Annotated in this window: 23 protein-coding genes and 1 tRNA gene; 13 read left to right on the forward strand and 11 right to left on the reverse strand. The window is 44.2% G+C overall.

Annotated elements, in window-relative coordinates; all coding sequences use genetic code 11:
* Window positions 1-77: 77 nt before the first annotated feature.
* Window positions 78-275: a hypothetical protein gene (locus Q4Q57_RS19885; protein ID WP_311891822.1), complete on the reverse strand. Its 198-nt coding sequence runs from the start codon at window positions 273-275 to the stop codon at window positions 78-80.
* Window positions 276-827: 552 nt separating this feature from the next.
* On the opposite strand from Q4Q57_RS19885, the gene nhaD reads away from it, so the two are divergent.
* The gene (gene nhaD, locus Q4Q57_RS19890; protein WP_311891823.1) at window positions 828-2,075 is read left to right on the forward strand and encodes a sodium:proton antiporter NhaD; all 1,248 of its coding nucleotides are present in this window, start codon (window positions 828-830) and stop codon (window positions 2,073-2,075) included.
* Window positions 2,076-2,181: 106 nt separating this feature from the next.
* On the opposite strand, the gene Q4Q57_RS19895 is transcribed toward nhaD, so the two are convergent.
* The gene (locus tag Q4Q57_RS19895; protein WP_311891824.1) at window positions 2,182-3,300 is read right to left on the reverse strand and encodes a general secretion pathway protein GspB; all 1,119 of its coding nucleotides are present in this window, start codon (window positions 3,298-3,300) and stop codon (window positions 2,182-2,184) included.
* Entirely contained in the window at window positions 3,300-4,982 is a 1,683-nt protein-coding gene (locus tag Q4Q57_RS19900) for an AAA family ATPase (RefSeq protein ID WP_311891825.1), read from the reverse strand. Before Q4Q57_RS19900 ends, Q4Q57_RS19895 begins: the two co-directional genes overlap by 1 nt.
* Window positions 4,983-5,160: 178 nt before the next feature.
* Between Q4Q57_RS19900 and Q4Q57_RS19905 the strand changes: the two genes are divergently transcribed.
* Both Q4Q57_RS19905 and Q4Q57_RS19910 read left to right on the forward strand, forming a co-directional pair.
* Window positions 5,161-6,411, forward strand: a complete 1,251-nt coding sequence (locus tag Q4Q57_RS19905) for a multifunctional CCA addition/repair protein (RefSeq protein ID WP_311891826.1) — start codon at window positions 5,161-5,163, stop codon at window positions 6,409-6,411.
* Window positions 6,412-6,644: 233 nt separating this feature from the next.
* Entirely contained in the window at window positions 6,645-6,911 is a 267-nt protein-coding gene (locus tag Q4Q57_RS19910) for an Lpp/OprI family alanine-zipper lipoprotein (protein ID WP_006080732.1), read from the forward strand.
* Between the two features lie 622 nt (window positions 6,912-7,533).
* Here the strand turns inward: Q4Q57_RS19910 and Q4Q57_RS19915 are convergent.
* The 4 genes from Q4Q57_RS19915 to folB form a co-directional block, all read right to left on the reverse strand.
* The gene (locus tag Q4Q57_RS19915) at window positions 7,534-8,376 is read right to left on the reverse strand and encodes a putative RNA methyltransferase (protein WP_311891837.1); all 843 of its coding nucleotides are present in this window, start codon (window positions 8,374-8,376) and stop codon (window positions 7,534-7,536) included.
* Between the two features lie 117 nt (window positions 8,377-8,493).
* Window positions 8,494-9,294: an undecaprenyl-diphosphate phosphatase gene (locus Q4Q57_RS19920; RefSeq protein WP_006080730.1), complete on the reverse strand. Its 801-nt coding sequence runs from the start codon at window positions 9,292-9,294 to the stop codon at window positions 8,494-8,496.
* A gap of 18 nt (window positions 9,295-9,312) precedes the next feature.
* Window positions 9,313-9,816, reverse strand: a complete 504-nt coding sequence (gene folK / locus Q4Q57_RS19925) for a 2-amino-4-hydroxy-6-hydroxymethyldihydropteridine diphosphokinase (protein ID WP_006080729.1) — start codon at window positions 9,814-9,816, stop codon at window positions 9,313-9,315.
* 69 nt (window positions 9,817-9,885) lie between these two features.
* Window positions 9,886-10,236, reverse strand: a complete 351-nt coding sequence (gene folB / locus Q4Q57_RS19930) for a dihydroneopterin aldolase (protein ID WP_106649815.1) — start codon at window positions 10,234-10,236, stop codon at window positions 9,886-9,888.
* A 264-nt stretch (window positions 10,237-10,500) separates the two neighbouring features.
* Between folB and plsY the strand changes: the two genes are divergently transcribed.
* Complete coding sequence (plsY, locus tag Q4Q57_RS19935; RefSeq protein ID WP_006080727.1) at window positions 10,501-11,112, forward strand: glycerol-3-phosphate 1-O-acyltransferase PlsY; 612 nt, start codon at window positions 10,501-10,503, stop codon at window positions 11,110-11,112.
* A gap of 95 nt (window positions 11,113-11,207) precedes the next feature.
* On the opposite strand, the gene tsaD is transcribed toward plsY, so the two are convergent.
* A complete protein-coding gene (gene tsaD, locus Q4Q57_RS19940; RefSeq protein ID WP_311891827.1) occupies window positions 11,208-12,224 on the reverse strand; it encodes a tRNA (adenosine(37)-N6)-threonylcarbamoyltransferase complex transferase subunit TsaD in 1,017 nt (338 codons plus the stop codon).
* A gap of 215 nt (window positions 12,225-12,439) precedes the next feature.
* Between tsaD and rpsU the strand changes: the two genes are divergently transcribed.
* The 5 genes from rpsU to Q4Q57_RS19965 all read left to right on the forward strand — a co-directional run bounded on the left by rpsU (window position 12,440) and on the right by Q4Q57_RS19965 (window position 17,219).
* Window positions 12,440-12,655 carry a 30S ribosomal protein S21 gene (gene rpsU, locus Q4Q57_RS19945; protein WP_006080725.1) on the forward strand — a complete coding sequence of 72 codons (216 nt, stop codon included), beginning with the start codon at window positions 12,440-12,442 and terminating at the stop codon, window positions 12,653-12,655.
* Window positions 12,656-12,661: 6 nt separating this feature from the next.
* On the forward strand, window positions 12,662-13,105 hold the full coding sequence (locus Q4Q57_RS19950) for a GatB/YqeY domain-containing protein (RefSeq protein WP_006080724.1): 444 nt from the start codon (window positions 12,662-12,664) through the stop codon (window positions 13,103-13,105).
* An 83-nt stretch (window positions 13,106-13,188) separates the two neighbouring features.
* A complete protein-coding gene (dnaG, locus tag Q4Q57_RS19955) occupies window positions 13,189-14,913 on the forward strand; it encodes a DNA primase (protein ID WP_220592304.1) in 1,725 nt (574 codons plus the stop codon).
* 135 nt (window positions 14,914-15,048) lie between these two features.
* Window positions 15,049-16,887 (forward strand): RNA polymerase sigma factor RpoD, encoded by a 1,839-nt coding sequence (gene rpoD, locus Q4Q57_RS19960; protein ID WP_106649811.1) that lies wholly within the window; start codon window positions 15,049-15,051, stop codon window positions 16,885-16,887.
* Between the two features lie 255 nt (window positions 16,888-17,142).
* Window positions 17,143-17,219, forward strand: a tRNA-Ile gene (locus Q4Q57_RS19965).
* 482 nt (window positions 17,220-17,701) lie between these two features.
* Here the strand turns inward: Q4Q57_RS19965 and Q4Q57_RS19970 are convergent.
* Entirely contained in the window at window positions 17,702-18,088 is a 387-nt protein-coding gene (locus tag Q4Q57_RS19970; protein ID WP_311891828.1) for a hypothetical protein, read from the reverse strand.
* Between the two features lie 188 nt (window positions 18,089-18,276).
* On the opposite strand from Q4Q57_RS19970, the gene Q4Q57_RS19975 reads away from it, so the two are divergent.
* The 3 genes from Q4Q57_RS19975 to Q4Q57_RS19985 all read left to right on the forward strand — a co-directional run bounded on the left by Q4Q57_RS19975 (window position 18,277) and on the right by Q4Q57_RS19985 (window position 20,562).
* Window positions 18,277-19,737, forward strand: coding sequence for a site-specific integrase (locus tag Q4Q57_RS19975; protein WP_311891829.1), 1,461 nt, complete (start codon window positions 18,277-18,279; stop codon window positions 19,735-19,737).
* A gap of 117 nt (window positions 19,738-19,854) precedes the next feature.
* A complete protein-coding gene (locus Q4Q57_RS19980; RefSeq protein ID WP_107947372.1) occupies window positions 19,855-20,115 on the forward strand; it encodes a hypothetical protein in 261 nt (86 codons plus the stop codon).
* Window positions 20,116-20,151: 36 nt separating this feature from the next.
* On the forward strand, window positions 20,152-20,562 hold the full coding sequence (locus Q4Q57_RS19985; RefSeq protein WP_011846137.1) for a hypothetical protein: 411 nt from the start codon (window positions 20,152-20,154) through the stop codon (window positions 20,560-20,562).
* 116 nt (window positions 20,563-20,678) lie between these two features.
* On the opposite strand, the gene Q4Q57_RS19990 is transcribed toward Q4Q57_RS19985, so the two are convergent.
* Entirely contained in the window at window positions 20,679-21,614 is a 936-nt protein-coding gene (locus Q4Q57_RS19990; protein WP_242326122.1) for a nucleotidyl transferase AbiEii/AbiGii toxin family protein, read from the reverse strand.
* Window positions 21,607-22,395: a type IV toxin-antitoxin system AbiEi family antitoxin domain-containing protein gene (locus Q4Q57_RS19995; RefSeq protein ID WP_311891830.1), complete on the reverse strand. Its 789-nt coding sequence runs from the start codon at window positions 22,393-22,395 to the stop codon at window positions 21,607-21,609. The genes Q4Q57_RS19990 and Q4Q57_RS19995 overlap by 8 nt, the downstream gene beginning before the upstream one ends.
* Window positions 22,396-22,649: 254 nt before the next feature.
* Here Q4Q57_RS19995 and Q4Q57_RS20000 point away from each other — a divergent pair, with 254 nt between their 5' ends.
* A complete protein-coding gene (locus Q4Q57_RS20000; RefSeq protein ID WP_242326123.1) occupies window positions 22,650-23,048 on the forward strand; it encodes a hypothetical protein in 399 nt (132 codons plus the stop codon).
* Window positions 23,049-23,118 lie beyond the last annotated feature (70 nt).

The following is a 23,118-nucleotide window of genomic DNA, read 5'->3' on the forward strand; positions in this document are numbered from 1 at the left end:
CAAGGGACGCAATAGCGTCCCTTTGTTTTTATTAAATTTAATTAGCTTTACTTAGATTCAGTAAGCTTTATTTAGCGCTAGTAGCTATCGGACTTTTTAGAACCTAAAGCCGATTTAAATATGATCACCGCCACAACCAGCTGTATGGTCAAATTGATATGCTCAATGGCGAGCTCAGGCTGACTCATCACACCCAGCGCAATAAGCTGCTTGCCCGAATACGTTAACCAAACCAGTGAGCCTAAAAGCAAAAGGCTCCGAATAACAAATGTCATTTACCTCTACTCCAAAAACACAACATCCGGTGTTAACACAACATACTGTGCCTAGATAAGAAAACAGCCACAAGATAGCGCTCGCTTTGTATCCAGTCAAGATTTTGGCAAAGACATTTTTGTGACACGCTAATCGATTAAGCCATTAGAGGTCAGTAACAAAGGAAAGTGTGGAAAAGCAACACGACTCAGGCCGCAGCATTCATGAATATCTTGCTGAACAAAAATTAATTGAAGGATCGACAAACTGACTGCTTAGACTTTAATCGTAGATCTCACTTTTAACCTAGTAATCAAATCAAACAATACAGTTAATAAAACTGATAAATATAAATATTGCGATATATAAAACCAGTTTGCTACCAAAAAGCATGAGATCAACATCACAAAGCAGCAGCAAATTGAGTCACAGCTAACAGTTGCGTTCTTTAGCCCATTATGTTCTGATCCGCACGCGCTAACACGGCTGGCTTAATTCAGCCTTGATATGCTCAATCTTTAGGTTGACTCAAGTCGCCCTACGACATTAAAACAGCAGTTGGAATTGCAGTTATGTTAAATACCTTTCTCATCATACTGGCCGTGCTCGCATTGCTCAGTATTATTTTCGAAGAAGTGACCCACCTTAATAAAGCAAAAACCACCTTATTCTTTGGCTGTATTTCTTGGGTAGCGCTGTTTATGGCTGCTGGAGAACCGGCCCACGAGAAACTCGTTGCCCATCAACTCAATGAAAATTTGCTCGAAATTGCCACACTCTGGCTCTTTCTGATGTCGACCATGACCTTCGTCGCGTATTTGAACGCTAAAGGCATGATCCAAATCATGGTGCAAAAGCTGTTCCCGCAGAAAGTGTCGGTGCGCATGTTGATGATCCAAGTTGCCCTGTTTGCACTCGTGCTCTCGGCATTTTGTGATAACGTCACTGCGACGTTAGTGTCATTAGGTTTATTAACCACCTTTAAACTCGACAAACAAATGCGCCGCAGAATGGCAGTGTTGATTATCTTCGCAGTGAACTCAGGCGGTGTCGCTTTGATCACCGGCGATGTGACAACGTTGATGATCTTCTTAGGCGGCCATGTGCATATGTCCGAACTGCTGATGTTGTTTATCCCATCGGCCGTAAGCGTGATTTTGTTGGCAACCCTGTTCTCACTCAAAGCCGAAGGCGTGGTGAGCACGACCCCCATCAAACACACCTATCAAACCGTTGATGTCATGATTGCCCTCGTGTTCTTCTGCACGATTTTAATGACCATGTTACTGAACATATTGTTTGGTATCCCGCCAGTGCTGACCTTCCTAACGGGTCTGTCAATCATGTTCCTGATTGGCCACACCACACGTAGCGATAAAGAAGAAATCAAAATCCTTGAGTATATTCGCCAAGTTGAATACGACACCCTGTTGTTCTTCTTAGGTATTTTACTGCTCGTGGGTATGCTTAAAGAAATCGGCACCTTAGACATGCTGACCGAAGCTTATACTATGTTTAATCCAAACATCTCTAACTTCGTCACAGGTATCGGCTCAGCCTTGATTGATAACGTGCCATTAACGGCGGCATTGTTAAAAGCAAGTCCAGTGCTGAATACCCCTGAATGGCTTGGCTTAACCTATAGCGTTGGCGTAGGTGGCTCACTGCTGATTATCGGTTCTGCATCGGGTATTGTAGCCATGAGTAAAGTGAAAGAACTGACGTTTGTGAGTTACTTAAAATACGTTCCAGCACTTTTCCTTTGCTACAGCGTCGGTTACGCACTGACCCTATTCTTAGCTTACAGACTGTTTGATTAAGTTGAGATTCATTAAGATCAAAAAAGGCGCCTAGGCGCCTTTTTCATTTCTACTTTAGCCATGACTAGCACAGATAACCGCTAGCATGGCTCATCGTAAAGCCAGATTAAATTGCAGGCACTTTAAACTGGGTACCTTGAATATCTAACACTATGTCTCGCGGACGAATGGAGATAATCTTCAGCTTACCCGCAATCATATCCCCTTCCTGTAACTCTGCACCGTCCACATTCAGCCACCTTTGGGTCGGATCGCTGGAATAAACATGGGCAACGATATTAAATTCAGGCACTTGTAATTGCAGCCCGGCAGGTAGTTGGCCGTATTTAGGGATATCATCCGCAGCCGTTTTAGGAATAGGATCTAATTTAGCTTCAGTGACATTTGTCTCCGCCGCATTGGTGTATTCCACATCCTTTAGCGCACTTTGAAAGGAAGCCACTAACTTGTCTTCATCGCGACTTTTGTTGGTTTCTAAACCGACATCTTCCGCTGCCGCACTGACTTGCTGACGCAGCGCCTCAAGACTCGCAAGACCCGACTCATTGGCATTAGCACCTAACATCATAGGTTGCTGTGTTTGCGTGTCAGCAGACATAGACGCAACTTCGCGACTTGCTGCGTCCACTTGGGCTGACGTCGACATATAGTCCCCGTAGCTGGAATCGCTATTATTCGGATCGCTGTTGTTAGGAACACTATTTTTAGTAACCTTGTAACTTTGAGCTGCATTGCTGTTCATATTCGCGCTAGAAGCTTGAGGCGAATTTGCTACCGCCCCGCCCTGATATTGCGATGATGCAGTCAACTCGGGCAAAGTCTGTGCCCGAGGCAGCGCCACTTTGCCTGCGAGTCGAACACCTGTATTAGCACTACCCTCAGATTGCGGCTGAGCAACCGATTCTGTCGAGACAGTCTGAAGCTCACTTTTAGCCACTGTCGAAGCTGGTAATGAAGATGCAGTTGGTGGTAATACCTTTGCCACTGCCATATTGTTAGTTGAAGCATGTTCGGTTGAAATATGTCGAGTTTGGTCCCATACACTTAATCCCCAAGCGACGCAAATTCCGGCGGCGACGGCGACGACAAGTAAAGACAGTTTGCCTATCGGCACGCCTGATTTACGTGGCTGCGGGTAATTAGCCCTTGGCGTCATCACCGCATCGGGTAAAGGCGATTGTTGCTGTTGTTTATTACGGGTCACGGCATCGAGTAAAATGGACATCAGCTGCGCGCCCCATTATCGGTTAAACGTGGACCTTGCTGACTTAAATACAAATTTAATCTCACTAATGTCTGATTTCCGGCAATACCATCGGCTTTTAAGCCATGCTGACTTTGGAAGCTTTTAAGATCATTTTCCAGTTGCACATCGAATTGATTGACCCTGCGAGTATTGCGATTATTCACATGGGCTAAGGCATTCTCTAACCATTGCAGTTGACCTGGACTCGATTTTTGACTGATATCCATCATAGGTAAATTAGGTGCTTGCCATAGGATTTCGAAGGTGCCACTGAAATGTTGATTGAACCAAGCTCTATCAACCCAAAGTTGTTGTTCACCTAACTGCATCAGCAACTGCTCGCCATCTACCGCAATCACAGCGCCATAAAAATCCTGTTGGTTATCATCAACCAAATACACCACGGCTGGATAATTAAGCCGAGTCAGTGACATCCAGTTACCCTGCTGCTGATAACAAGACAATCCTTGCTCAACCGCAGATTGGCAGGCGGTTAAACCTTTATACGGTACTTTGCCCCACACGCTAAACAAACCCGCAAAGGCGGTATCGATATCGCGACTCTGATTAATCGCATCATTAAGTAAGCGCTGATTGGGATCTGGAATAGACGACTGAGTCGTCTGATTGTTTTGCTGATCAGCGGGTTGCACTACCTTGCTCATTCCTTCGGTCGCACTCAAAGCTTGAGTGTTTGATGCAGCAACATTTGCTGACGTTGACTCAAGGACCCTACTAGACGCTAACGCGGCATTGACAGGCTTGTCGGTAAATAGCCAATAGGAAACACCAAAAGCGACAAATAACGCCGCAGCGGTCGCTGTCGGCCAAAGATACCTATTCTGAGTCGGCTCCTCTTCACCTAATACTTCAGCCGCAGCTTGTCTCACCATATGATGATCGATGGGCACCCGCGATTGCGCATAGCCCGCCATCAGCGAACGTTCACATAAGAGGTTAATTAATCGAGGGATGCCGCCACTGTACTTTTGCAACACCTTAACGGCTTTGCGGGTAAATAAAGGTTCAAATCGTCCCGCGACTTGCAAGCGATGCAACACATAAAGAGCGATTTCATCTTCATTTAACGGCAATAAATGGTAGCGAGCAGTGATCCGCTGGGCTAACTGACGCAGCTCTTGGCGCTTCAATAACAGCTGTAATTCTGGCTGACCGATTAAAATGACCTGCAGTAACTTCTTGGTGTCCGTCTCAAGATTGGTCAAAAGGCGCAGTTGCTCCAGCACTTCAGGGCGTAAATGCTGCGCTTCATCGATGATGAGCACGGTATTACGACCTTTGCTGTGATTGTCCAATAAAAAACGACTCAAGTGGTCGGTCAACTGCTTGAGTGTGGGATTTTCTCCGTAGGAAATCTTAAGTTCATCGCAAAGCGTGGCGAGCAACTCGAGCTCTGTTAGCGATGGATTAAGGATAAATGCGGTGTCGGTATTATCGGGCAATTGCCCAAGTAAACAGCGAGATACCGTCGTTTTACCCGTGCCAACTTCCCCTGTTAGCAACACAAAGCCGCCCGTTTCCCCTAACCCGTAGGTTAAATGGGCCAACGCCTCTCTGTGCCTATCACTCAAAAATAAATAATGGGGATTGGGTGCAATCGAAAAAGGGTTATCGCTGAGTCCGTAAAAGGCCTTGTACATACCACCAATCATCCTAATTTAAAAATAACGCCCCACGTTAAAGCGTCCCAATGTTATTGTCAAAATATCCGCAACATCAATGTGACACATAAGTGCGCAAATATCTCGCGACGACTTTATCCATCACCTTAATGGGCATGATAAGCTATGTTTATGACACATTAGCCGAATCTTGCCTGTGAAAATATATCTCGTCGGCGGTGCTGTGCGTGACAGCCTGCTCAATCTCCCTATCAAGGACAAAGATTACCTCGTCGTTGGTGCGACTCCAGAACAAATGTTGCAACTGGGATACCGCCAGGTCGGTAAAGATTTCCCGGTATTTCTGCATCCTAAAAACCAACAAGAATATGCGTTAGCCCGAACAGAGCGAAAAATTGGACTGGGTTATGGTGGTTTTAGCTGCCATGCCAGTCCCGATGTGACTTTAGAGCAAGACTTGTTACGTCGAGATCTGACCATCAATGCTATCGCCCAAGATGAAAAGGGCAACTTATACGATCCTTTTAATGGCATTGAGGATCTTAACGCGCGCCTATTGCGCCATGTGTCGGATGCTTTCATTGAAGATCCGCTTCGCGTATTACGTGTCGCCCGCTTTGCCGCAAGGTTTCATGCTTTAGGATTTCACATTGCCGCAGAAACTCTGGCACTGATGCGCCAAATTAGCGCAAGCGATGAGCTTAACGCGTTAACCGCGGAGCGAGTCTGGCAAGAAGTCGATAAAAGCTTAGGCGGACCTCACCCAGAGGTCTTTTTCGAGGTACTGCACCAATGCGGCGCCCTTGAAGTACTCTTTCCCGAGATCTTTGCCTTATTTGGCGTTCCTCAACCAGAAAAATGGCATCCTGAAATTGATACCGGTGTGCATACTTTAATGGTGCTCGCCCAAGCCGCTCTTCTCACTGAGGATAAAAGCGTTCGTTTTGCCGCTCTGGTACATGATTTAGGCAAAGCCCTCAGTCCAAAAGAGCATTTACCTAAACATCACGGTCACGGCCAAAAGGGCTTGCCGCTGATAAAAGCGCTCTGCACCCGTTTACGAGTGCCGAACGAAACCCGCGATCTGGCGTTACTGGTCAGTGACCAACATCAGAACGTTCATCAGGCCTTCGAGCTTAGAGCCGAAACGATCGTAAAAATATTCGATAAAGCTGACTTTTGGCGTAAGCCCGAGCGCTTAACGCAGCTTAAATTAGCCTGCTTCGCCGATATGCGTGGTCGCACAGGATTTGAAAACAACCCCTACCCTCAGGGTGAATATTTAACTCAATGCTTCCTTGCCGCCAATAATGTCGATATTGCCGCCATTATTGCCGCAGGTTTTCAAGGCGCAGAGATAAAGCAAGCGTTAAATTTACGTCGGATTGAAGCGGTCAGTCAGTTTAAACAAAAAATGCAAACTAAACTGCCGACGGATGAACAGTAATTTGTAAAGGATTTGTAAGTGGCGCATCACTTTATAGTGAAAAATGCCCTCCTTTACGATTAGAAATGTCGATATAACTTATAAAAAAAGCTTTTAAAAAAAATTTATATGCCTATAGTGGTTAAACACATTAATATTCGTAGCAAATTAAAATAGCTATGTCATAATTAGGCAGTTTCGCTTACAAAGTAACGAAACATTCAAATCCAACCTATTTTAAGGGATTTTTTACAATGAACAAAAAAGTACTGATGATTGCTGGTTTAGCAATGACTGCCCTTCTAGGTGGTTGCGCGAACACTACTGCTCTGGAAGAAAGCGTTGCAACTCTGGGCAACAAAGTTGATCAATTGTCAGCTGATGTTGGTTCTCTGAAATCAGAGCAAAGCAAACTGTCTGCAGACGTTAAAGATGCAAAAGCAGCATCTATGGACGCACAAGCAGAAGCTAAACGCGCAAACGACCGTTTAGACAACGTTGCTTCTCGTTACAAGAAGTAATGAAAGGTAATTTAGCTTACTGTTTAGTAAGTTAAGACAAAAGGCTTAAGAAAGATGAAAGCGATAAGCACATCAATCTAAGCCTTTTTTTATGCCTGTTATTCAAGGTATTGATACTCAAGATTACCAATCTACTAATACCAAAACGCTAAATTGACTTTAAATCTCCAAACGCATCTTTAAAGGTTATCCCCCAATCCCCTTAAAAAGTTAACTTTTGTATGCGCCTGTATAAACGGATCCCATTCGTCTTTTAATTAAAACCTTCGTTATTAATCTAAGCTTCTCATTTAAACTTTTAAGTATTCTTAAAAGCCAGTCTCGTTTATCTTAAAAAATGGTTTTTTATAAAATAATAATATTTCTCTTTAAAAGAAAAGCTATTGACAAAAATCGAGGCTACATGGGAAACAAAGGCAATAAGTAAGCTGTATTTGGCACAGAACAAATAGGCCTAAAGTTAAAAATAATAACAGCTTCGGCCTATATAACATAAAAACAACATGAAAACGTCAAACAGAATCATAGACTTGAGTAATATAGCCTTTTAAAGCATCTAAAAACCATCGAACTAAGCCTATGAATTGGCTTAAAATTAACCGCATCAACTGCAGATTTTAACCTATAGCGATTCAACCACACGTTTATGTGCTGAGACTAATACATAGTCAATTTCCAACGACTCAAAATGATTAGCTTGAATATCGTGCTTCATCTTGTCAGTTGCACGCCACGCATAAGGCGCCATATCCAATAGCGTTAATGCTTGCTCACCGGTAACAGATAAAGTGAAGCTCAGTGCCTGAGTCTCTTTTACCGATAATGCAGAGGGCAAATTCACTTTGAAAGGTTTTTCAGCCAAGTCAGAATAAATATATTCCCTGAGCTGCCATAGGTGTCGTGGCCCAGGCATAACCAGTAACATGGTCCCATCGTCTTTCAATATCCTAACAGACTCTTTTCCCTTTAATGGCCGATCAATAACAGTAATAAAATCCACACAATTATCGATAAAGGGTAATTTTTTAGAAGAGCTTAAACACAAGATCCCAGGAGTCTGCGCCTTCGCTGCAGCAAAAATAGCATTTTCTGCGTCCGCTACGCCCACGTACTGGACGTTTAGCGGATTTTCTACCTCAGCCAGCTTGGAAGCTAAAGCACGCAAGAAGAAGCCCTCAGCGCATTCATAATCCAATAAACAAGCATCAGGCGTAATAGATCCAGTGATTATCTCAGCCAGTTTATCGATCAAAGGTGAAAAGATGCCTGATTCGAGCAGAAAACGCTTAGCTCTAACTTGCTCGCGCGAATCACCAGTTGGCTTTTGGCGTTGTGGTTTAGTAAAAACCCAATAACCTTGCTCATTCCGATCGAAGTGATGCTTATTGACACAATAAAAACCTTGGGAGGCTTTGTGTTGTTTTAACGCAAGTCCGCAGGTTGGACATTGATATTCGAGACCCATATAAAGCTCCAAAAATAAGTTAAGCTTCAGAAAATGAGGAAGCTCCAAAAACAAAAATCGGGTACATGACCCGATTCTATTATTTATTATCTCACTATGATGACCAAACTCGCGTGGCTAGAAGAAGATAAATCCACACAAGACTGCACCGAGTGCTAAACGATAGATCACAAACGGGGTCATTCCCATGCGGCTGATGATTTTTAAGAAGTAATGAATACAGGCATAAGCGGCAACAAACGAAATCAGAGTTCCTAGGATTAACGCTTGATAATCAATCGGAAGCTCACTTTTCGCCAGATCTTTACCCACTAAAATCGCCGCGCCTAAACTCACAGGAACTGACATTAAGAATGAAAAGCGGGCCGCTGCATCACGACTTAAGCCTAACATTAGCGCCGCTGTCATAGTGGCACCAGAGCGCGAAGTCCCCGGGATCAAGGCCAATGCCTGCGCGAAACCAATTAACAAGGCTTTACGCCAGCCCGTCTGATAAACCGTTAAATCGCGGCGCGACATCTTATCGGCCCACCACAACAATAAACCAAATACGACGGTAGTGACCGCGATGACCTCAGCATTACGTAGGTGAGTCGCGATAAAATCCTTTGCCAGAAAACCAAAAAACACCGCTGGCAAGGTCGCCAGAATAATCCACCACGCCAGCTTGCTGTCTTCGGATTGTTGACCTCTGAAAATGCTCGCAATCCAAGCATTAAACATAGTCCATAACTCGTGTCTGAAATAAATTACCACAGCAAATAACGAACCTGTATTCACTGCCACATCGAAGGATAAACCTTGATCTTCCCAACCTAAAAGCTGTGCGGGTAAAATTAAGTGGGCAGAACTAGAAATAGGTAAAAACTCGGTTAGCCCTTGAATAAGCGCTAAAATAATGACCTGAAACGTATCCATGACAATCCTATCAATAAATTAAAACGTCAGCCCTGGGGGCCATTCAAACGTCACAGGCCAAAGTCGCTGTGAATCTTTGTCATACTCTTGCCACAAACTTGCATAGCTTTTATCTACCACGGGATGAATCAATTCCGGCGCTAACTCGGCTAATGGCCATAACACAAAGGCATTATTGACTATCTCAGCACGGGGCAGCACAACAGGCGTTTGGCATACCACATGGTCATAAAGCAGCAGATCCAAATCTAAGGTTCTTGGGCTAAATTTCTTTGCCCCGGCAAGCCGGCCGTGATTCTGCTCGATTTGCTTAAACTGTGCAACTACCGCCGCTATATTAAGATCCGTTTCAGCGCTAGCAACCATATTCAAAAAATTAGTGCCACTAAAACCTACCGCTTCACTTTCATACATAGAAGAGAGGCGCAGCGGCCCGAAACACGCTCGCAGCGATGTTAATCCTGCTTGCAGATGCTGTTCAGGCTCGATATTGCTACCCAGACTGATATAAATACGTGCCATGCTAATGTCCGATTTATCTGAAGATAAACACTGTTTCTCAATCAACAGCGCAGTTGATCAAGTACTCATCTAACGTGAACGTTCAATCTCGACGCCAACCGAAGCTGCCGTTGCGACTGCTCCCGGCTTCATCACCACAACTTTCACCCAAGCCACATTAAATTCTTGAAGTAGGCAATCGGCCACGCGCTCGGCAACCGTTTCGATTAACTCGATTGGATGCTCAGTAACAAGTTGGGTTAATCGATTGGAAACTGTCTCATAGCACAGCGCATATTGATAATCGTCTGTCGCAGCGGCGGGTTTGTTATCCCACGCCATGTCTAAATCTAATAACAGGCTCTGCTGGATTTTCTTTTCCCACTCATAGACACCAATCACAGTATCAATGCGTAATTGCCGTATAAGTACCTTATCCATGCTTTCTCCAACTAACGACTATGAGGTCTGATAAGCTAAAAGCGATCCTAGCTGTATAATCCGCAATCTTCTGACAGATAACTAATTTACTTTCTACTCGAGCCAATCCACAGTAGGATAACGCCCTAAAAGGATTTGCTCATTCAGAAAATATCTCAGCCCCAACTAGGCGAGTTATCGCACAAACCTATAGCGGGATTGGCAACTGGGTCAGCTTTTTAAATTGTTGCGCGATAATACCTTAAGACGCGTAAGGAAACCAATGTGAGTCCATTAACACAGACACTTTTGATGATTTTGGCCGCCTATTTGGCGGGTTCAATCTCAAGTGCCGTGCTGGTTTGTAGGATGAGAGGTCTACCCGATCCAAGATTGCAAGGTTCAGGCAATCCAGGAGCCACCAATGTACTGCGAATTGGCGGCGCGAGTTCGGCTGCCATGGTGTTGTTTTTCGACATGCTCAAAGGTGCCGTGCCTTCTTATTTAGCTTATCTTATGGGCATAGATGCAGTGTCACTCGGACTCATCGCCATCGCCGCCTGTCTTGGACATATTTATCCGGTATTTTTTGGATTCAAAGGTGGCAAAGGCGTTGCTACCGCCTTTGGCGCTATGGCTCCCATCGGCGATGATTTAGCGATTTGCCTAATGGCATCTTGGGTCGTCCTATTGTTAATTAGCCGCTACTCGTCCCTTGCCGCCATTCTTACCGCTTTACTGGCGCCCCTTTATACTTGGTGGCTAGACGACAGATTCACCATTCCCGTTGCCATGTTGTCGACACTTATCATCATTCGCCATAAAGACAATATTCAGCGCTTACTCAAGGGTGAAGAATCTAAAGTGTCACGCAAGAAGCGCCCTAAAAAATCCTAAGATAACATTACACCCAATGAAATTACCCCAATAAAAAACTGCGCTAAAAGCGCAGTTTTTTTGTCTCAATATTAAGTATCGGCATCAACAACCAGTTATGCCACTGGTGGCAAGGTATCTAATGGCCATCGAGGTTGACCTTTTACCGCTAAATCTTCGTGTTGTCCCGCCTTTAAACGCTGCAATCCCGCAAAGGCAATCATGGCGCCGTTATCGGTACAAAACTCACCGCGGGGATAAAATACTTGTCCACCTAGCGAGTTCATCATTTCAGCCAAGGTTTCCCTTAAACGCGTATTCGCACTCACGCCACCGGCGATCACTAAGCGGTTATAGCCAGTTTGCTTCAGCGCACGGCGACATTTAATCGCTAGCGTATCAACCACGGCTTCTTCAAAGGCACGGGCAATATTGGCGCGCGTTTGCCCATCGTCAGGTTCAGCGGCAATAGTATTGGCGGTAAAAGTTTTTAAACCCGAAAAGCTAAAATCGAGTCCAGGTCTGTCGGTCATAGGACGCGGGAACTTATAGCCTGCAGGTAAGCCTTTAGCGGCCAGTTTCGCTAAGCGCGGGCCGCCGGGATAATCCAGCCCCATTAACTTGGCCGTTTTATCGAATGCTTCACCCGCGGCATCGTCAACCGACTCGCCTAATACTTCATAGCGGCCAATCCCATCGACTTTAACTAACATAGAATGGCCACCAGAGACTAATAAGGCCACAAATGGGAACTCAGGCGCATCATCTTCAAGCATAGGCGCCAGCAGGTGCCCTTCCATATGGTGCACACCGATTGCAGGCTTGTCCCAAGCAAACGCCAGTGAACGCCCAACACAGGCGCCGACAAGCAAAGCACCAATCAAACCTGGGCCCTTGGTATAGGCAATCCCGTCGAGATCAGCCATTTCAGTATTCGCATCTTTCAGCGCTTGACGAATAAGCGGCACAATTTTGCGTACATGGTCACGCGACGCCAACTCAGGCACCACACCACCATAGTCAGCATGCAGCTTAACTTGACTGTATAAAGTGTGCGATAATAAGCCCAGTTCATCGTCATAGACGGCGATACCTGTCTCGTCACAGGATGTTTCAATACCTAGAACCCGCATGGTGTCTCATCAATTGCTAACAAAAGGGCGCTAATTCTACCTGCAAGCGCTCGATTACTCCAGTCGCGCAGACCATATTGAGTCCACTATAGGACTGAGCTCAGTTTTAGGGCTTTACAAGCCTAGGTGTCTCGGTATAAAATTCCGCACCATTTTAAATAGACTTGGTTCGAGTAATTGAACCAGAACAACCTACACCTAAGGGGTGATGGCGTATGCCAATTATTAAAGTACGTGAAAACGAACCATTCGACGTAGCTCTGCGTCGTTTCAAGCGCTCTTGTGAAAAAGCTGGTATTTTAGCCGACGTGCGTGCTCGTGAATTCTACGAGAAGCCAACTACTGCACGTAAGCGCGCAAAAGCAGCTGCAGTTAAACGTTTAGCTAAGAAGCTTTCTCGCGAAAACGCACGTCGCGTACGTTTATATTAATCTCATATGAGCCTAATTGATCAGCTAAAAGACCACATGAAGCAGGCCATGATCGCCAAAGAGAAGGCGCGCTTGAGCACTATTCGTATGGCATTAGCCGCCATCAAACAGATTGAAGTGGATACCCGCGAATCTCTGACTGATGAACAGGTTATAGCGGTCTTAACCAAAATGGTGAAACAACGTCGTGACTCGATTGCTCAGTTTGAAGCAGCGGGTCGTAACGAGTTGGCCGACGTGGAAGCAGCAGAGATTCAAGTTATTGAAGCTTTCCTGCCTACCCCTCTTACAGAGGCGGAAGTCGCGGCGCTCATCGATGCAACTATTGTAGAAGTAGGTGCATCCGCCATGGCGGATATGGGCAAAGTAATGGGAGCATTGAAATCTAAAGTGCAAGGACGTGCAGACATGGGCGCTATCGGCGCTATGATCCGTGCAAAATTGCAATAATTAGCGTTTCACTGTATGAACAAGCCGTGCCTATGCGCGGCTTGTTTGTTTAAATTCGCGCAAGGCGGGATTTTAAGCACTCAATGGCAATACCTCGTGATTTTATCAATGAGCTAATCGCTCGCACTGACATAGTCGAACTTATCGATCGTAAGGTGCCCTTGAAAAAGGCGGGTAAGAACTACTCGGCCTGTTGTCCTTTTCATAGCGAAAAATCACCTTCGTTTACCGTCAGCCGTGATAAACAGTTCTATCATTGCTTTGGCTGCGGTGCTCACGGCAACGCCATCGATTTTGTGATGGAGTATGACCGACTCGATTTTATTGATGCCATTGAAGATTTGGCGGGCCAGCTTGGATTAGAGGTTCCCAGAGAACAAGGCACAGGCAAGCGACATGATGACGGTTTAAGTCGTGACTTATACCAACTCATGGAAGAAGCGAGCCTTTACTTTCAAAACCAACTTAGACAACACCAAGATAAACAAAAAGTTATCGATTATCTTGCCTATCGCGGTTTATCCGATGATGTAGTCGAACATTTTGGTATTGGCTTTGCGCCAGACGGTTGGGACGGCTTATTGGGCCGCTATCGTCAGAATCAAGATGCGCAGGATAAATTACTCACTGCGGGTATGTTAATTAGTAACGACAGTGGTAAACGTTACGACAGATTTCGTGACCGCCTGATGTTTCCTATCCGCGACAGGCGCGGACGAGTCATTGGTTTTGGCGGCAGAGTTTTAGGTGATGGCACACCCAAATACTTGAATTCTCCAGAAACGCCCATATTTCATAAGGGCAATGAGCTTTATGGTCTTTATGAACTAAAACAACGCCATCGCGATCCAGACAAAGTACTGATCGTTGAAGGCTATATGGATGTGGTGGCATTGGCGCAATTTGGTGTCGATTATGCCGTCGCGTCATTAGGCACTTCGACTACAGCGGAGCAATTTCAGCTTTTGCTGCGCAGCGCTAAAGAAGTGGTTTGCTGTTACGACGGTGATAGAGCGGGTACTGAAGCGGCTTGGCGCGCACTGGAAACGGCATTACCATTATTAAAGCCAGGCGATCAAGTGCGATTTATGTTCCTGCCTCAGGCCGAAGATCCTGATTCTATGGTACGTAAAATTGGTAAAGATGCATTTGAAACCTTAATGGATTCAGCCATAGCACTACCCGAGTTTCTGTTTGATACATTAGCGACAAAATACGGTACAGATAAAGGCAACTTAGCGAAACAAGCTTTTATCTTAATTGAAAAAATTCAAGACACTGTGCTGCAAAACTTACTGCTTGAGAACTTAGCTCACAAGTTAGGAATGAACAGCTCAGAAGATATGAAAAAGAAGCTAGGCTTTAGCGTGAAACAAGCTAAGCCAATGGCAAATAATGGATTAAAAGGACGCGGTACACCCTTGCGACTCGCCATCGCATTGCTAGTACAACATCCTAAACTGGGTATGGGTTTACCCCCACAACCCGCACTCGCCCACTTACAGATGCCAGGCATAGAATTGCTGCCACTGTTATTGGAAATGACTCGAGAGCAAACGTTAAACAGCGCACAACTACTTGAACAATTCAGAGAGCACCCTTATAGCGGCACTCTGCATAAATTGGCCCAATGGGACCATCAAGTGGCGGATGAAAACTTGCTCGAAAAGTTTAAACAAACCCTGGTTTGGTTGAACAATCAATATATTGAACAACGATATCAGGAATTGAGTCTAAAACAGACTCATACTAAAGAAGAGAAGATGCAGCTCTCGAAGCTGATCTCAGTCATGAAAGGGTTAAACTGAGGCAAAAATGTCCTCATTCACTGTCCCAGTGACTAGCACAGACATGTGCACACGGCTATAATTGACGATTTGCGCGGCACTTAGCTTATGCTAAGTGTCCGTCGTTGTAACAGTTTCCCAACTTGGATGATATCTATGGATCATACTCCGCAGTCGCAACTTAAGCTGTTGCTTGCCAAAGGTAAAGAGCAAGGTTACTTAACCTATGCAGAAGTGAACGATCACTTACCTGCAGACATGGTCGATTCTGACCAGATCGAAGATATTATCCAGATGATAAATGACATGGGTATCCGGGTATTCGAAGAAGCCCCAGATGCCGATGACATGATGATGTCGGAAGACAACACAGACGAAGATGCCGCTGAAGAAGCCGCTGCCGCACTCGCAACAGTAGAAAGCGAACTTGGCCGCACAACCGATCCCGTGCGCATGTACATGCGTGAAATGGGTACCGTTGAGCTTCTGACCCGCGAAGGCGAAATTGTTATCGCCAAACGCATCGAAGAAGGCATCAACACAGTTCAAAGTTCAGTCGCCGAGTACCCGCAAGCGATCGCGATGATCCTTGAGCAATTCGACCAATTTGAAGCCGACGAACTGCGCCTATCTGATATTATCTCTGGATTTGTTAACCCGGACGAAGAAGACGTCGCACCGACAGCAACTCACATCGGCTCAGAATTATCTGAAGAAGAGCTGGACGATGAAGATGACGAAGATGATGACGAAGACAGTGAAGATGAAGAAGAAGGCAACAAAGGGCCAGATCCTGAAGAAGCACGCGAAAGATTCGCTCAACTGAGAACCGCCTACGAAAGTGCACTGAAAATTATCGAAGCTAAGGGCCGTGAACACCCAGAATCGGTAAAAGCACTATTCGAAATTGGTGAAATCTTCAAAGAATTCCGCTTAGTACCTAAACAGTTTGACCGTTTAGTAAAAAGCATGCGCACTATGATGGATCGCGTGCGTGTTCAAGAACGTTTAGTGTTAAAACTATGCGTTGAACAAGCCAAAATGCCGAAGAAAAATTTTGTTAAATTCTTCACTGGCAACGAAACCAACCTCGATTGGTTCAACACTGAAAAAGCCTCAACTAAACCTTATGCCGAAGGCCTAAGAATGGTTGAAGACGACGTGATCCGTTGTCGTACTAAGCTTGCAGCAGTTGAAGAAGAAACTGGCTTAGCGATTTCAGCCATTAAAGACATCAACCGTCGTATGTCAATCGGTGAAGCTAAAGCCCGCCGTGCGAAGAAAGAAATGGTTGAAGCCAACTTACGTCTGGTCATTTCTATCGCGAAGAAATACACCAACCGTGGCTTACAATTCTTGGACTTAATCCAAGAAGGTAACATTGGCTTGATGAAAGCCGTGGATAAATTCGAATACCGTCGTGGCTATAAGTTCTCGACCTATGCAACTTGGTGGATCCGTCAGGCGATTACTCGTTCTATTGCCGACCAAGCGCGTACGATTCGTATTCCAGTACACATGATCGAAACGATCAACAAGCTGAACCGTATTTCTCGCCAAATGCTACAGGAAATGGGCCGCGAGCCTTCACCTGAAGAACTGGCTGAGCGTATGATGATGCCGGAAGATAAGATCCGTAAGGTACTGAAAATCGCTAAAGAACCTATCTCCATGGAAACCCCAATCGGTGACGATGAAGATTCGCATTTAGGTGATTTTATCGAGGATACGACCCTCGAACTACCACTGGACTCAGCGACCAGCGAAAGCTTGAAAAACGCCACTCACGAAGTGTTAGCAGGTCTAACCGCCCGTGAAGCAAAAGTACTGCGTATGCGTTTTGGTATCGATATGAACACTGACCACACACTTGAAGAAGTGGGTAAGCAGTTCGACGTGACCCGTGAACGTATTCGTCAGATTGAAGCTAAGGCACTGCGCAAACTGCGTCACCCTTCACGCTCAGAAATCTTAAAATCATTCCTAGATGAATAGGCCGTTATAAGCCTAAAGTCAGCTAAGTAAGATTTGAAGCCCTGCCTATGCAGGGCTTTTTATTGCCTCTCCGGCGCCAATATCCGCATAAGCACGCTATGAAAGCATTAAATTTAGCCGACGATGGCATTTAAGTTGATTAACAGATAACCAATTGAATCAGTTGCGTGAATTTCCAGCCAAAACACGGGTGACAAGCGTAAGTAAGCTTAGTATACTTCCTCCCGCTTCAGGTAATGACGATTACCTTAAGTCGGCCCCTTAGCTCAGTTGGTTAGAGCACACGACTCATAATCGTTAGGTCCACGGTTCAAGTCCGTGAGGGGCCACCACCCAATACAACGAAGAAGCCCATTGATTCAATGGGCTTTTTTGTATCTAAAGCACACCCATTCTCACCTTCGAAATACCTGAACCTAGGAACGATCGCACCTATATCGCACAAACTGCATGCAACCCCATGCAAAAGGGTGCAAAACATCAGTCTAACCAAACTTCAAGGCAATTCAAGCTACAAATTTATTCTACCTAAAATGGAACACGCATTAGGTCGTGTCAGCATCTTAGAATGATAAAAGTTAGGGAGTTAATAGAGTGCAAAAAAACGAAGCTGAAGATAACCCGAAAAGAGTAAAGCGACGCTCTAACGCGTCGCTTAAGATGAAAGTATCAATCTTGACGAGTCCAGTGTTCAACTCGTCCAATTACAGCATTTTTTAATAATGCTTACTTATCTGATAAAGCGTATGCAACTTATAGAAGTTCAATGGGCCTGAGAGAAAAGAAATAAAGGATTAGGCCCAATATCAACATGCTATAAGCCAATACCCGTCAGCCAACATTTAGGTTTTTTTTCCTTTATCAGCCGCCCCTCCATAGAGTCTTCAACTACCATTTCTACATGTTGACTATTATCTGTCCTCTCATTCCCCCCCGTATTTCCCCACATCACGGTTCCAAGATTTTGCTCTTTGGTCGAGGACTTCGATTCTGACTCAAGTGCATATTGCTTTGCTGAAGAAATAAAATTTTCAATATCCTCGGCCGTGTAGCGTACAAGACTACCAATCTTAATAAAGCTTGGTGCATGCCCCAGCTCAATTGCAGTTGAGCCCTTAGTTCGACTCTTCTGTAATGCGCTAACTGACATAGACAACCTCATCGCGGTTTGTTTTTCGGTGTATAGCCTTACATCTGACATCAAATAACTCCTAGTGGGTAGACCCGCGAAGAATATCTGGTGCGTAAAAAAAACAAAAAAAACGATTATGTTTGGTCTAGAAATCTTGTGCACACTCCTCATTAATTTTTTTATGCATAATCGAAATTTCTGCCTTTTGAAAAAAATTTGCATGCTATTGCCATCTTAAACAACAAAAGGCAAAACAAATGAAACTCTACCAACTTATGTGGGATCTTCTACTTCATACATTCAACCTGATTATTGTGGGAGCGCCAAACGACGATGTCATTCAACAGTTTCACAAAACCTTCAATGTCAGCGGGAGCGGAAATGAGCCGCAGAACAAAGACCTTAAATTGAGCCAGGTTGTTCACGAATGGCACTCAGGTAAACGAAAATTTCTGACCGTTTCAGTAAAAGATATACCTAACTTTTACATTCGGATTTTAGATATCAAAAACTTCCAAAATAACGATACTAACGAGCTAGTCCCCAACAGCCTAGCAGCCATGAGTTTTTATAGCAGAGTGAGAGAAAGCAGCACGGGGAAATTGAAAACAAGAAAAATTTGCGACCTTACGCCAAAACAAGATTTGGATAACGTTATTTCAGCTCATCTGCTTAAACTCGCCAAACCTCAATTCCACTTGACCTCCAAACATCTCCTAACGCTTGATGAGTATCTGAAAGAATATGAAGTGGTTTTGATATCAAAAAACCCAAAAACAGCGCGAAATAAAATCAATATCATCCGTTATCACTTCAAACAATTCCTAGCATATCCTATTGATAAAATAGACTTAAAATTACTAATCCTCTGGAAGGAAAGCCATATCAGAAAGCTAACAACAAAACAGAAACAACAAAGTGAATGTCCATATGATTTGGCAGAATCAACACTTAAAGGCGCAATTTCATCACTCAGAGCAGCTTTACGATCGGCTTCCGCATCACCATTTCATAATTATAAAATTCCGGAGGAGATCATTCACACCAGCGAGCTTAAATTTATTCCCAAAAACTTGGTGCATAAATATTACAGCCAAGAAGAGCGAGTAGAAATTTACCAAAAATTATTTGTACGAGACCGGAACAAACTGCTTGGAAAACTAGGTTCCTGCCCGTTCTACGACTACCTGACACCTCTAATTTTAATTTGCATCTACTTAGGGTTAAGGCCGAGCTATGCACTAAAAATCAAAAAAACAGATATTTATTGGGAAAGTAACATGCTGATTATTCGAGGAGATAAGGGAAAAGTTAAGCAGCCGCAATACACTCCATTGTGTAATGGCCTCGATGTTATTATTAAAGAATGGTTACAACACCCAATTCACTCCTCAAAAAGTCAATGGCTTTTCCCTAATCCAATTGATCATAAATCACACCTAGTAGACTACAGTAAATTAGTCAAAAACTTCAAAAAAACGCTGAGTTTTGAACACTTTGACTTTACAACTGTTCGTCATACATCTGCGACACATTTTCAATCTGGGGGCCATGATATCTTTAAAACGCAACGGTTCCTTGGCCATGGAAATGTCACGACAACGTTGCGATATTCGCATCATACGGATTTGGATATCAAGCGTTGTTACACTCAATACTCCGAGATGGTAGATAACGAGATCCTTCAGGCCAGAGCACTAGTAGCAGGTACGAAGTAACGTCAAAATCTCGTAACTCAGAATATGACGGTATAAATTTAACGACAGAACAGTGAAATTCTCATCGTGCGTTTCTAGTTATTCAGGACATACTTTCCTGCAAAGCGAGAAACCACGATGATGCAATCGACTGCGTTTGAACAACAAGCCCACAATCTGCTGATGGTCTTCGAATTGATGACCTATGTAATTAAAAAAGAGATGCCTGATAGCAACAACACCTTTTCTTACAAGGACAACGTTGAGCAAGAAATACTCCTGCACATGCTTAAACAACGCTTAGTGCGTGAAAAAATGTCCGCCGCTCAGATTGAACTCGCAATTTCATTTGCTGAGCAATTTATGCAAACAGGGCTAATTTCCATGGCACAGACCTAAGTAAAAGTTGAAAGGCCAAACCAATAGGAGTAACAAATGGAACACTCAACTTTTATTCATGTAAATCAGCTTAAAACATTTAGTCCTCGGAATGAACACTGCAAAGTCGTGTTGCTTGCAGATATTAAACTGAACGACCAAACCTCAATAGAGCTGCTGTTTACACGCTACATTTATCTTCACTTAAATATAGATGGACATGTTCTAGGTGTGAGTATTAGCCAATCTATTTTTGAGGAGCATCCTGAGTTTAGCTCTCAGTTTTTAAACGACTTAGAAATGATGCAGCTATTACTCATGTATGTTGATGATATAACAAATTTTTGCCAATTATTTGCCGCAGAGTTTGAGTATGTCTTAGGGTATCACCCGACAGTCTACTTTGAAGCCGCGGAACAATATTGGGAAAAGCAGATGATTGAAGCACAATCTAACGCGCCTCAATAATCACCTACTAGCGAACCTCACGGTTCGCTTTTTTTGCTTAAAGCCTTAGCTCACATCTAAGCAGCCAACGCCCACAAACAGCGAACTATCAGATAAAATCAGCAATACACTGTACATTACAGTATCCGACCTGCAACCCACGTTTCCAATACATCAGCCAGTTTAATGAGTTGTTCTTGATGCTTGGATTTGTTTTTCGCTAGGTTTTGGATATTCAATAGCTTCCATCTCACCGCAGGTAATGCCGCGACGCTCGGTTCATCAAACAATGACCAATCAGGCTGACCCTGTTTAAAGGATAATAAAAAGTCTCTGTCTCTTACAGTAAAGTGATGCTGCAACGCTGTTAGCATTTCTGAGCGAGTTAAAACCAGCTCATCGAGTTTAATCGGCTTTGTCGTCATTCCATTGAATTCAGTTTGAAAGCTTTCATCAAGCGGTTTCCAGCGTGGAGACATCACTTCATTAATGGGCCTTGGATGGCTAAGTGTATAAGTGAGAAAGCCGACTAAAATCTCTCGACTGATCCCCTCTTCCGCCAGCAGCATTTTCACATCGAAAAGATCCCTTGGGTGCTGCCTATCCATCGCTGCACATAACTTACCTCCGTATAGATCAGGCAGGCTTACGACGGGGATCTCTGCATACCCAAATTCTTCTTCAACTAACTCAACGACTGGCATTAATACCGCTTTGTGTAGCGTACCTCTCGCAACAGGAGAGACTTCAATTTTTATTGTGACTCTATCACTTGTCACGACAACCCTGAGCTCATCATATTTATTGTCTTGAAATACTGCACTAAGGTTCGGTTGTAGATTGATCTGCGCAGTCAAACGACCAAGCGCTTCCTTCACACTTTGTAGCGCTTGTTCCCTTGGCTCCAAAGGAAGATAAGCCAAATCGATATCGACCGATAAGCGTGGGAAGTTGCGCACAAATAGGTTGATAGCCGTACCGCCCTTTAGGGCAAATACCTTCTCTTGGGCGACGAGCGGCAGCATCCGAATAAGCAAGGTCACTTGCTGGTAGTATATCGATGACTTATTCATACTGATTTTCTTCTGCCTTAATAAACGATGCAGGCACTGTTATTTGATACCGTCCATCGTAACGGCCATGAGCCACCACCTGACGCTTTCCCGCGCCTAGCGTGATTTGCTGCTCATCTAGCCTTTTGCTCCACTGGTGTTGATAGTAGTGGCCTAAAAAGAGAAATACGCGATTAGCTTGTACGGCTTCACTTCGATTCAGTATTGACTGTATTTTACGTGGGCTGAGATTCACTAACCCTTGAAACAGCTCCGCGGCATGCTCAAAACTAATATGTTTGCCAATGGCATTGACGACCTCATAGGCTGCAAGCTCCGCACAACTTGCCTTAACTTCCCTATTGTTCACCCCTATAGTTATAAAGTCTTTTTCCAACGTTTGGGTCAGCTTGCTACTGGTATAGAAAAGCCAGTTTTGCTCCTCCAATTCACGGAACCACTTTGGCAACGCCTGCTTACTTTGACAGCCAACCCAAACTTGCTCACTGCTTAGTTGAAGATAATGACTAAGCCCTTGATACGTTAGGCTACTAACTCCCGCAAGGTGAACAGGAAGCTTTAGCTGCTCATTCGCAGCCTTGAGCGCTTCAACCCAATGAGGCTGTAACTTGCCTGTTGACTCAGGACGAACGTAAACCCCCGCACTTATCTTGTACAACCAACCACTCTGCACATATTTTCTCACCAAAGATGAGCTGATCTCATTTTGTGTCAACCACGACTGAAGCACTACCGCACCAGGACTCGTATGATTAATAAGCCAGTTTATTTTTGATGACATAGTTGCACCATAAGTACCAAAATATAGAGTAAATTAAACCAACTATAGAAGCAGAGTTTATAAATTGCAATTACTTAGTACCCTAGGTACATGTTTGTCGAAAAATGCAAACTAGCAGAATGAGGGGAATATTAGTTACCAGCAAAAGGCTAAGAAGGGATTCTTACTTAAAACGTTAAACTTAACCCCTGAACCGACAGAATATCCGGTGCCCAATTCTAGTTATTGATAAGGACAATAACGAGGAGTTAATAATGAGTCAGTCACCGTTTATTCGCGTATATCAACGTAAATCAAAAAGCCCTTGGGATGATCATAGTACCGTCTTGTTACTCGCTGACATTGACGAAAATGATAATAATCCTAGAGCCTTACAATTCACTCGATATATCTATCTTCATCGCGACATCAAAGGACAACACTTAGGCATTAGCATCAGTAAATCGCTTCTTGAGGAACATGCTGAGTTTGATACTCAGTATTTAATGGGCTTGGAAATGATGATGCTATTGTTGATGTATAAAGATGATATTTCTGCCTTTTGCGAGTTGTTCACCGCGGAGTTTCAACAGATATTCGGGTTGCCCCCGATTCTCTATTTTGACGCTGCCGAACAATTCTGGGCTGAGCAGATTATTGAAGCCGAAGCTTAAGCTAACATTCAGCAGTAATGCTAAGCGTTAGCCACTTACTTGCGAACCCGAAGGGGTTCGCTTTTCATAC

The sequence above is a fragment of the Shewanella sp. SP2S2-6 genome (assembly GCF_031931965.1).
Classification (GTDB): Bacteria; Pseudomonadota; Gammaproteobacteria; order Enterobacterales; family Shewanellaceae; genus Shewanella; species Shewanella baltica.

Coding starts and splice junctions, on each gene's coding strand:
- Q4Q57_RS19885 (WP_311891822.1), bottom strand. CDS start 275: ATGACATTTGTTATTCGGAGCCTTTTGCTTTTAGGCTCACTGGTTTGG.
- nhaD (WP_311891823.1), top strand. CDS start 828: ATGTTAAATACCTTTCTCATCATACTGGCCGTGCTCGCATTGCTCAGT.
- Q4Q57_RS19895 (WP_311891824.1), bottom strand. CDS start 3,300: ATGTCCATTTTACTCGATGCCGTGACCCGTAATAAACAACAGCAACAA.
- Q4Q57_RS19900 (WP_311891825.1), bottom strand. CDS start 4,982: ATGTACAAGGCCTTTTACGGACTCAGCGATAACCCTTTTTCGATTGCA.
- Q4Q57_RS19910 (WP_006080732.1), top strand. CDS start 6,645: ATGAACAAAAAAGTACTGATGATTGCTGGTTTAGCAATGACTGCCCTT.
- Q4Q57_RS19915 (WP_311891837.1), bottom strand. CDS start 8,376: ATGGGTCTCGAATATCAATGTCCAACCTGCGGACTTGCGTTAAAACAA.
- Q4Q57_RS19920 (WP_006080730.1), bottom strand. CDS start 9,294: ATGGATACGTTTCAGGTCATTATTTTAGCGCTTATTCAAGGGCTAACC.
- folK (WP_006080729.1), bottom strand. CDS start 9,816: ATGGCACGTATTTATATCAGTCTGGGTAGCAATATCGAGCCTGAACAG.
- folB (WP_106649815.1), bottom strand. CDS start 10,236: ATGGATAAGGTACTTATACGGCAATTACGCATTGATACTGTGATTGGT.
- tsaD (WP_311891827.1), bottom strand. CDS start 12,224: ATGCGGGTTCTAGGTATTGAAACATCCTGTGACGAGACAGGTATCGCC.
- rpsU (WP_006080725.1), top strand. CDS start 12,440: ATGCCAATTATTAAAGTACGTGAAAACGAACCATTCGACGTAGCTCTG.
- Q4Q57_RS19950 (WP_006080724.1), top strand. CDS start 12,662: ATGAGCCTAATTGATCAGCTAAAAGACCACATGAAGCAGGCCATGATC.
- dnaG (WP_220592304.1), top strand. CDS start 13,189: ATGGCAATACCTCGTGATTTTATCAATGAGCTAATCGCTCGCACTGAC.
- rpoD (WP_106649811.1), top strand. CDS start 15,049: ATGGATCATACTCCGCAGTCGCAACTTAAGCTGTTGCTTGCCAAAGGT.
- Q4Q57_RS19970 (WP_311891828.1), bottom strand. CDS start 18,088: ATGTCAGATGTAAGGCTATACACCGAAAAACAAACCGCGATGAGGTTG.
- Q4Q57_RS19975 (WP_311891829.1), top strand. CDS start 18,277: ATGAAACTCTACCAACTTATGTGGGATCTTCTACTTCATACATTCAAC.
- Q4Q57_RS19980 (WP_107947372.1), top strand. CDS start 19,855: ATGATGCAATCGACTGCGTTTGAACAACAAGCCCACAATCTGCTGATG.
- Q4Q57_RS19985 (WP_011846137.1), top strand. CDS start 20,152: ATGGAACACTCAACTTTTATTCATGTAAATCAGCTTAAAACATTTAGT.
- Q4Q57_RS19990 (WP_242326122.1), bottom strand. CDS start 21,614: ATGAATAAGTCATCGATATACTACCAGCAAGTGACCTTGCTTATTCGG.
- Q4Q57_RS19995 (WP_311891830.1), bottom strand. CDS start 22,395: ATGTCATCAAAAATAAACTGGCTTATTAATCATACGAGTCCTGGTGCG.
- Q4Q57_RS20000 (WP_242326123.1), top strand. CDS start 22,650: ATGAGTCAGTCACCGTTTATTCGCGTATATCAACGTAAATCAAAAAGC.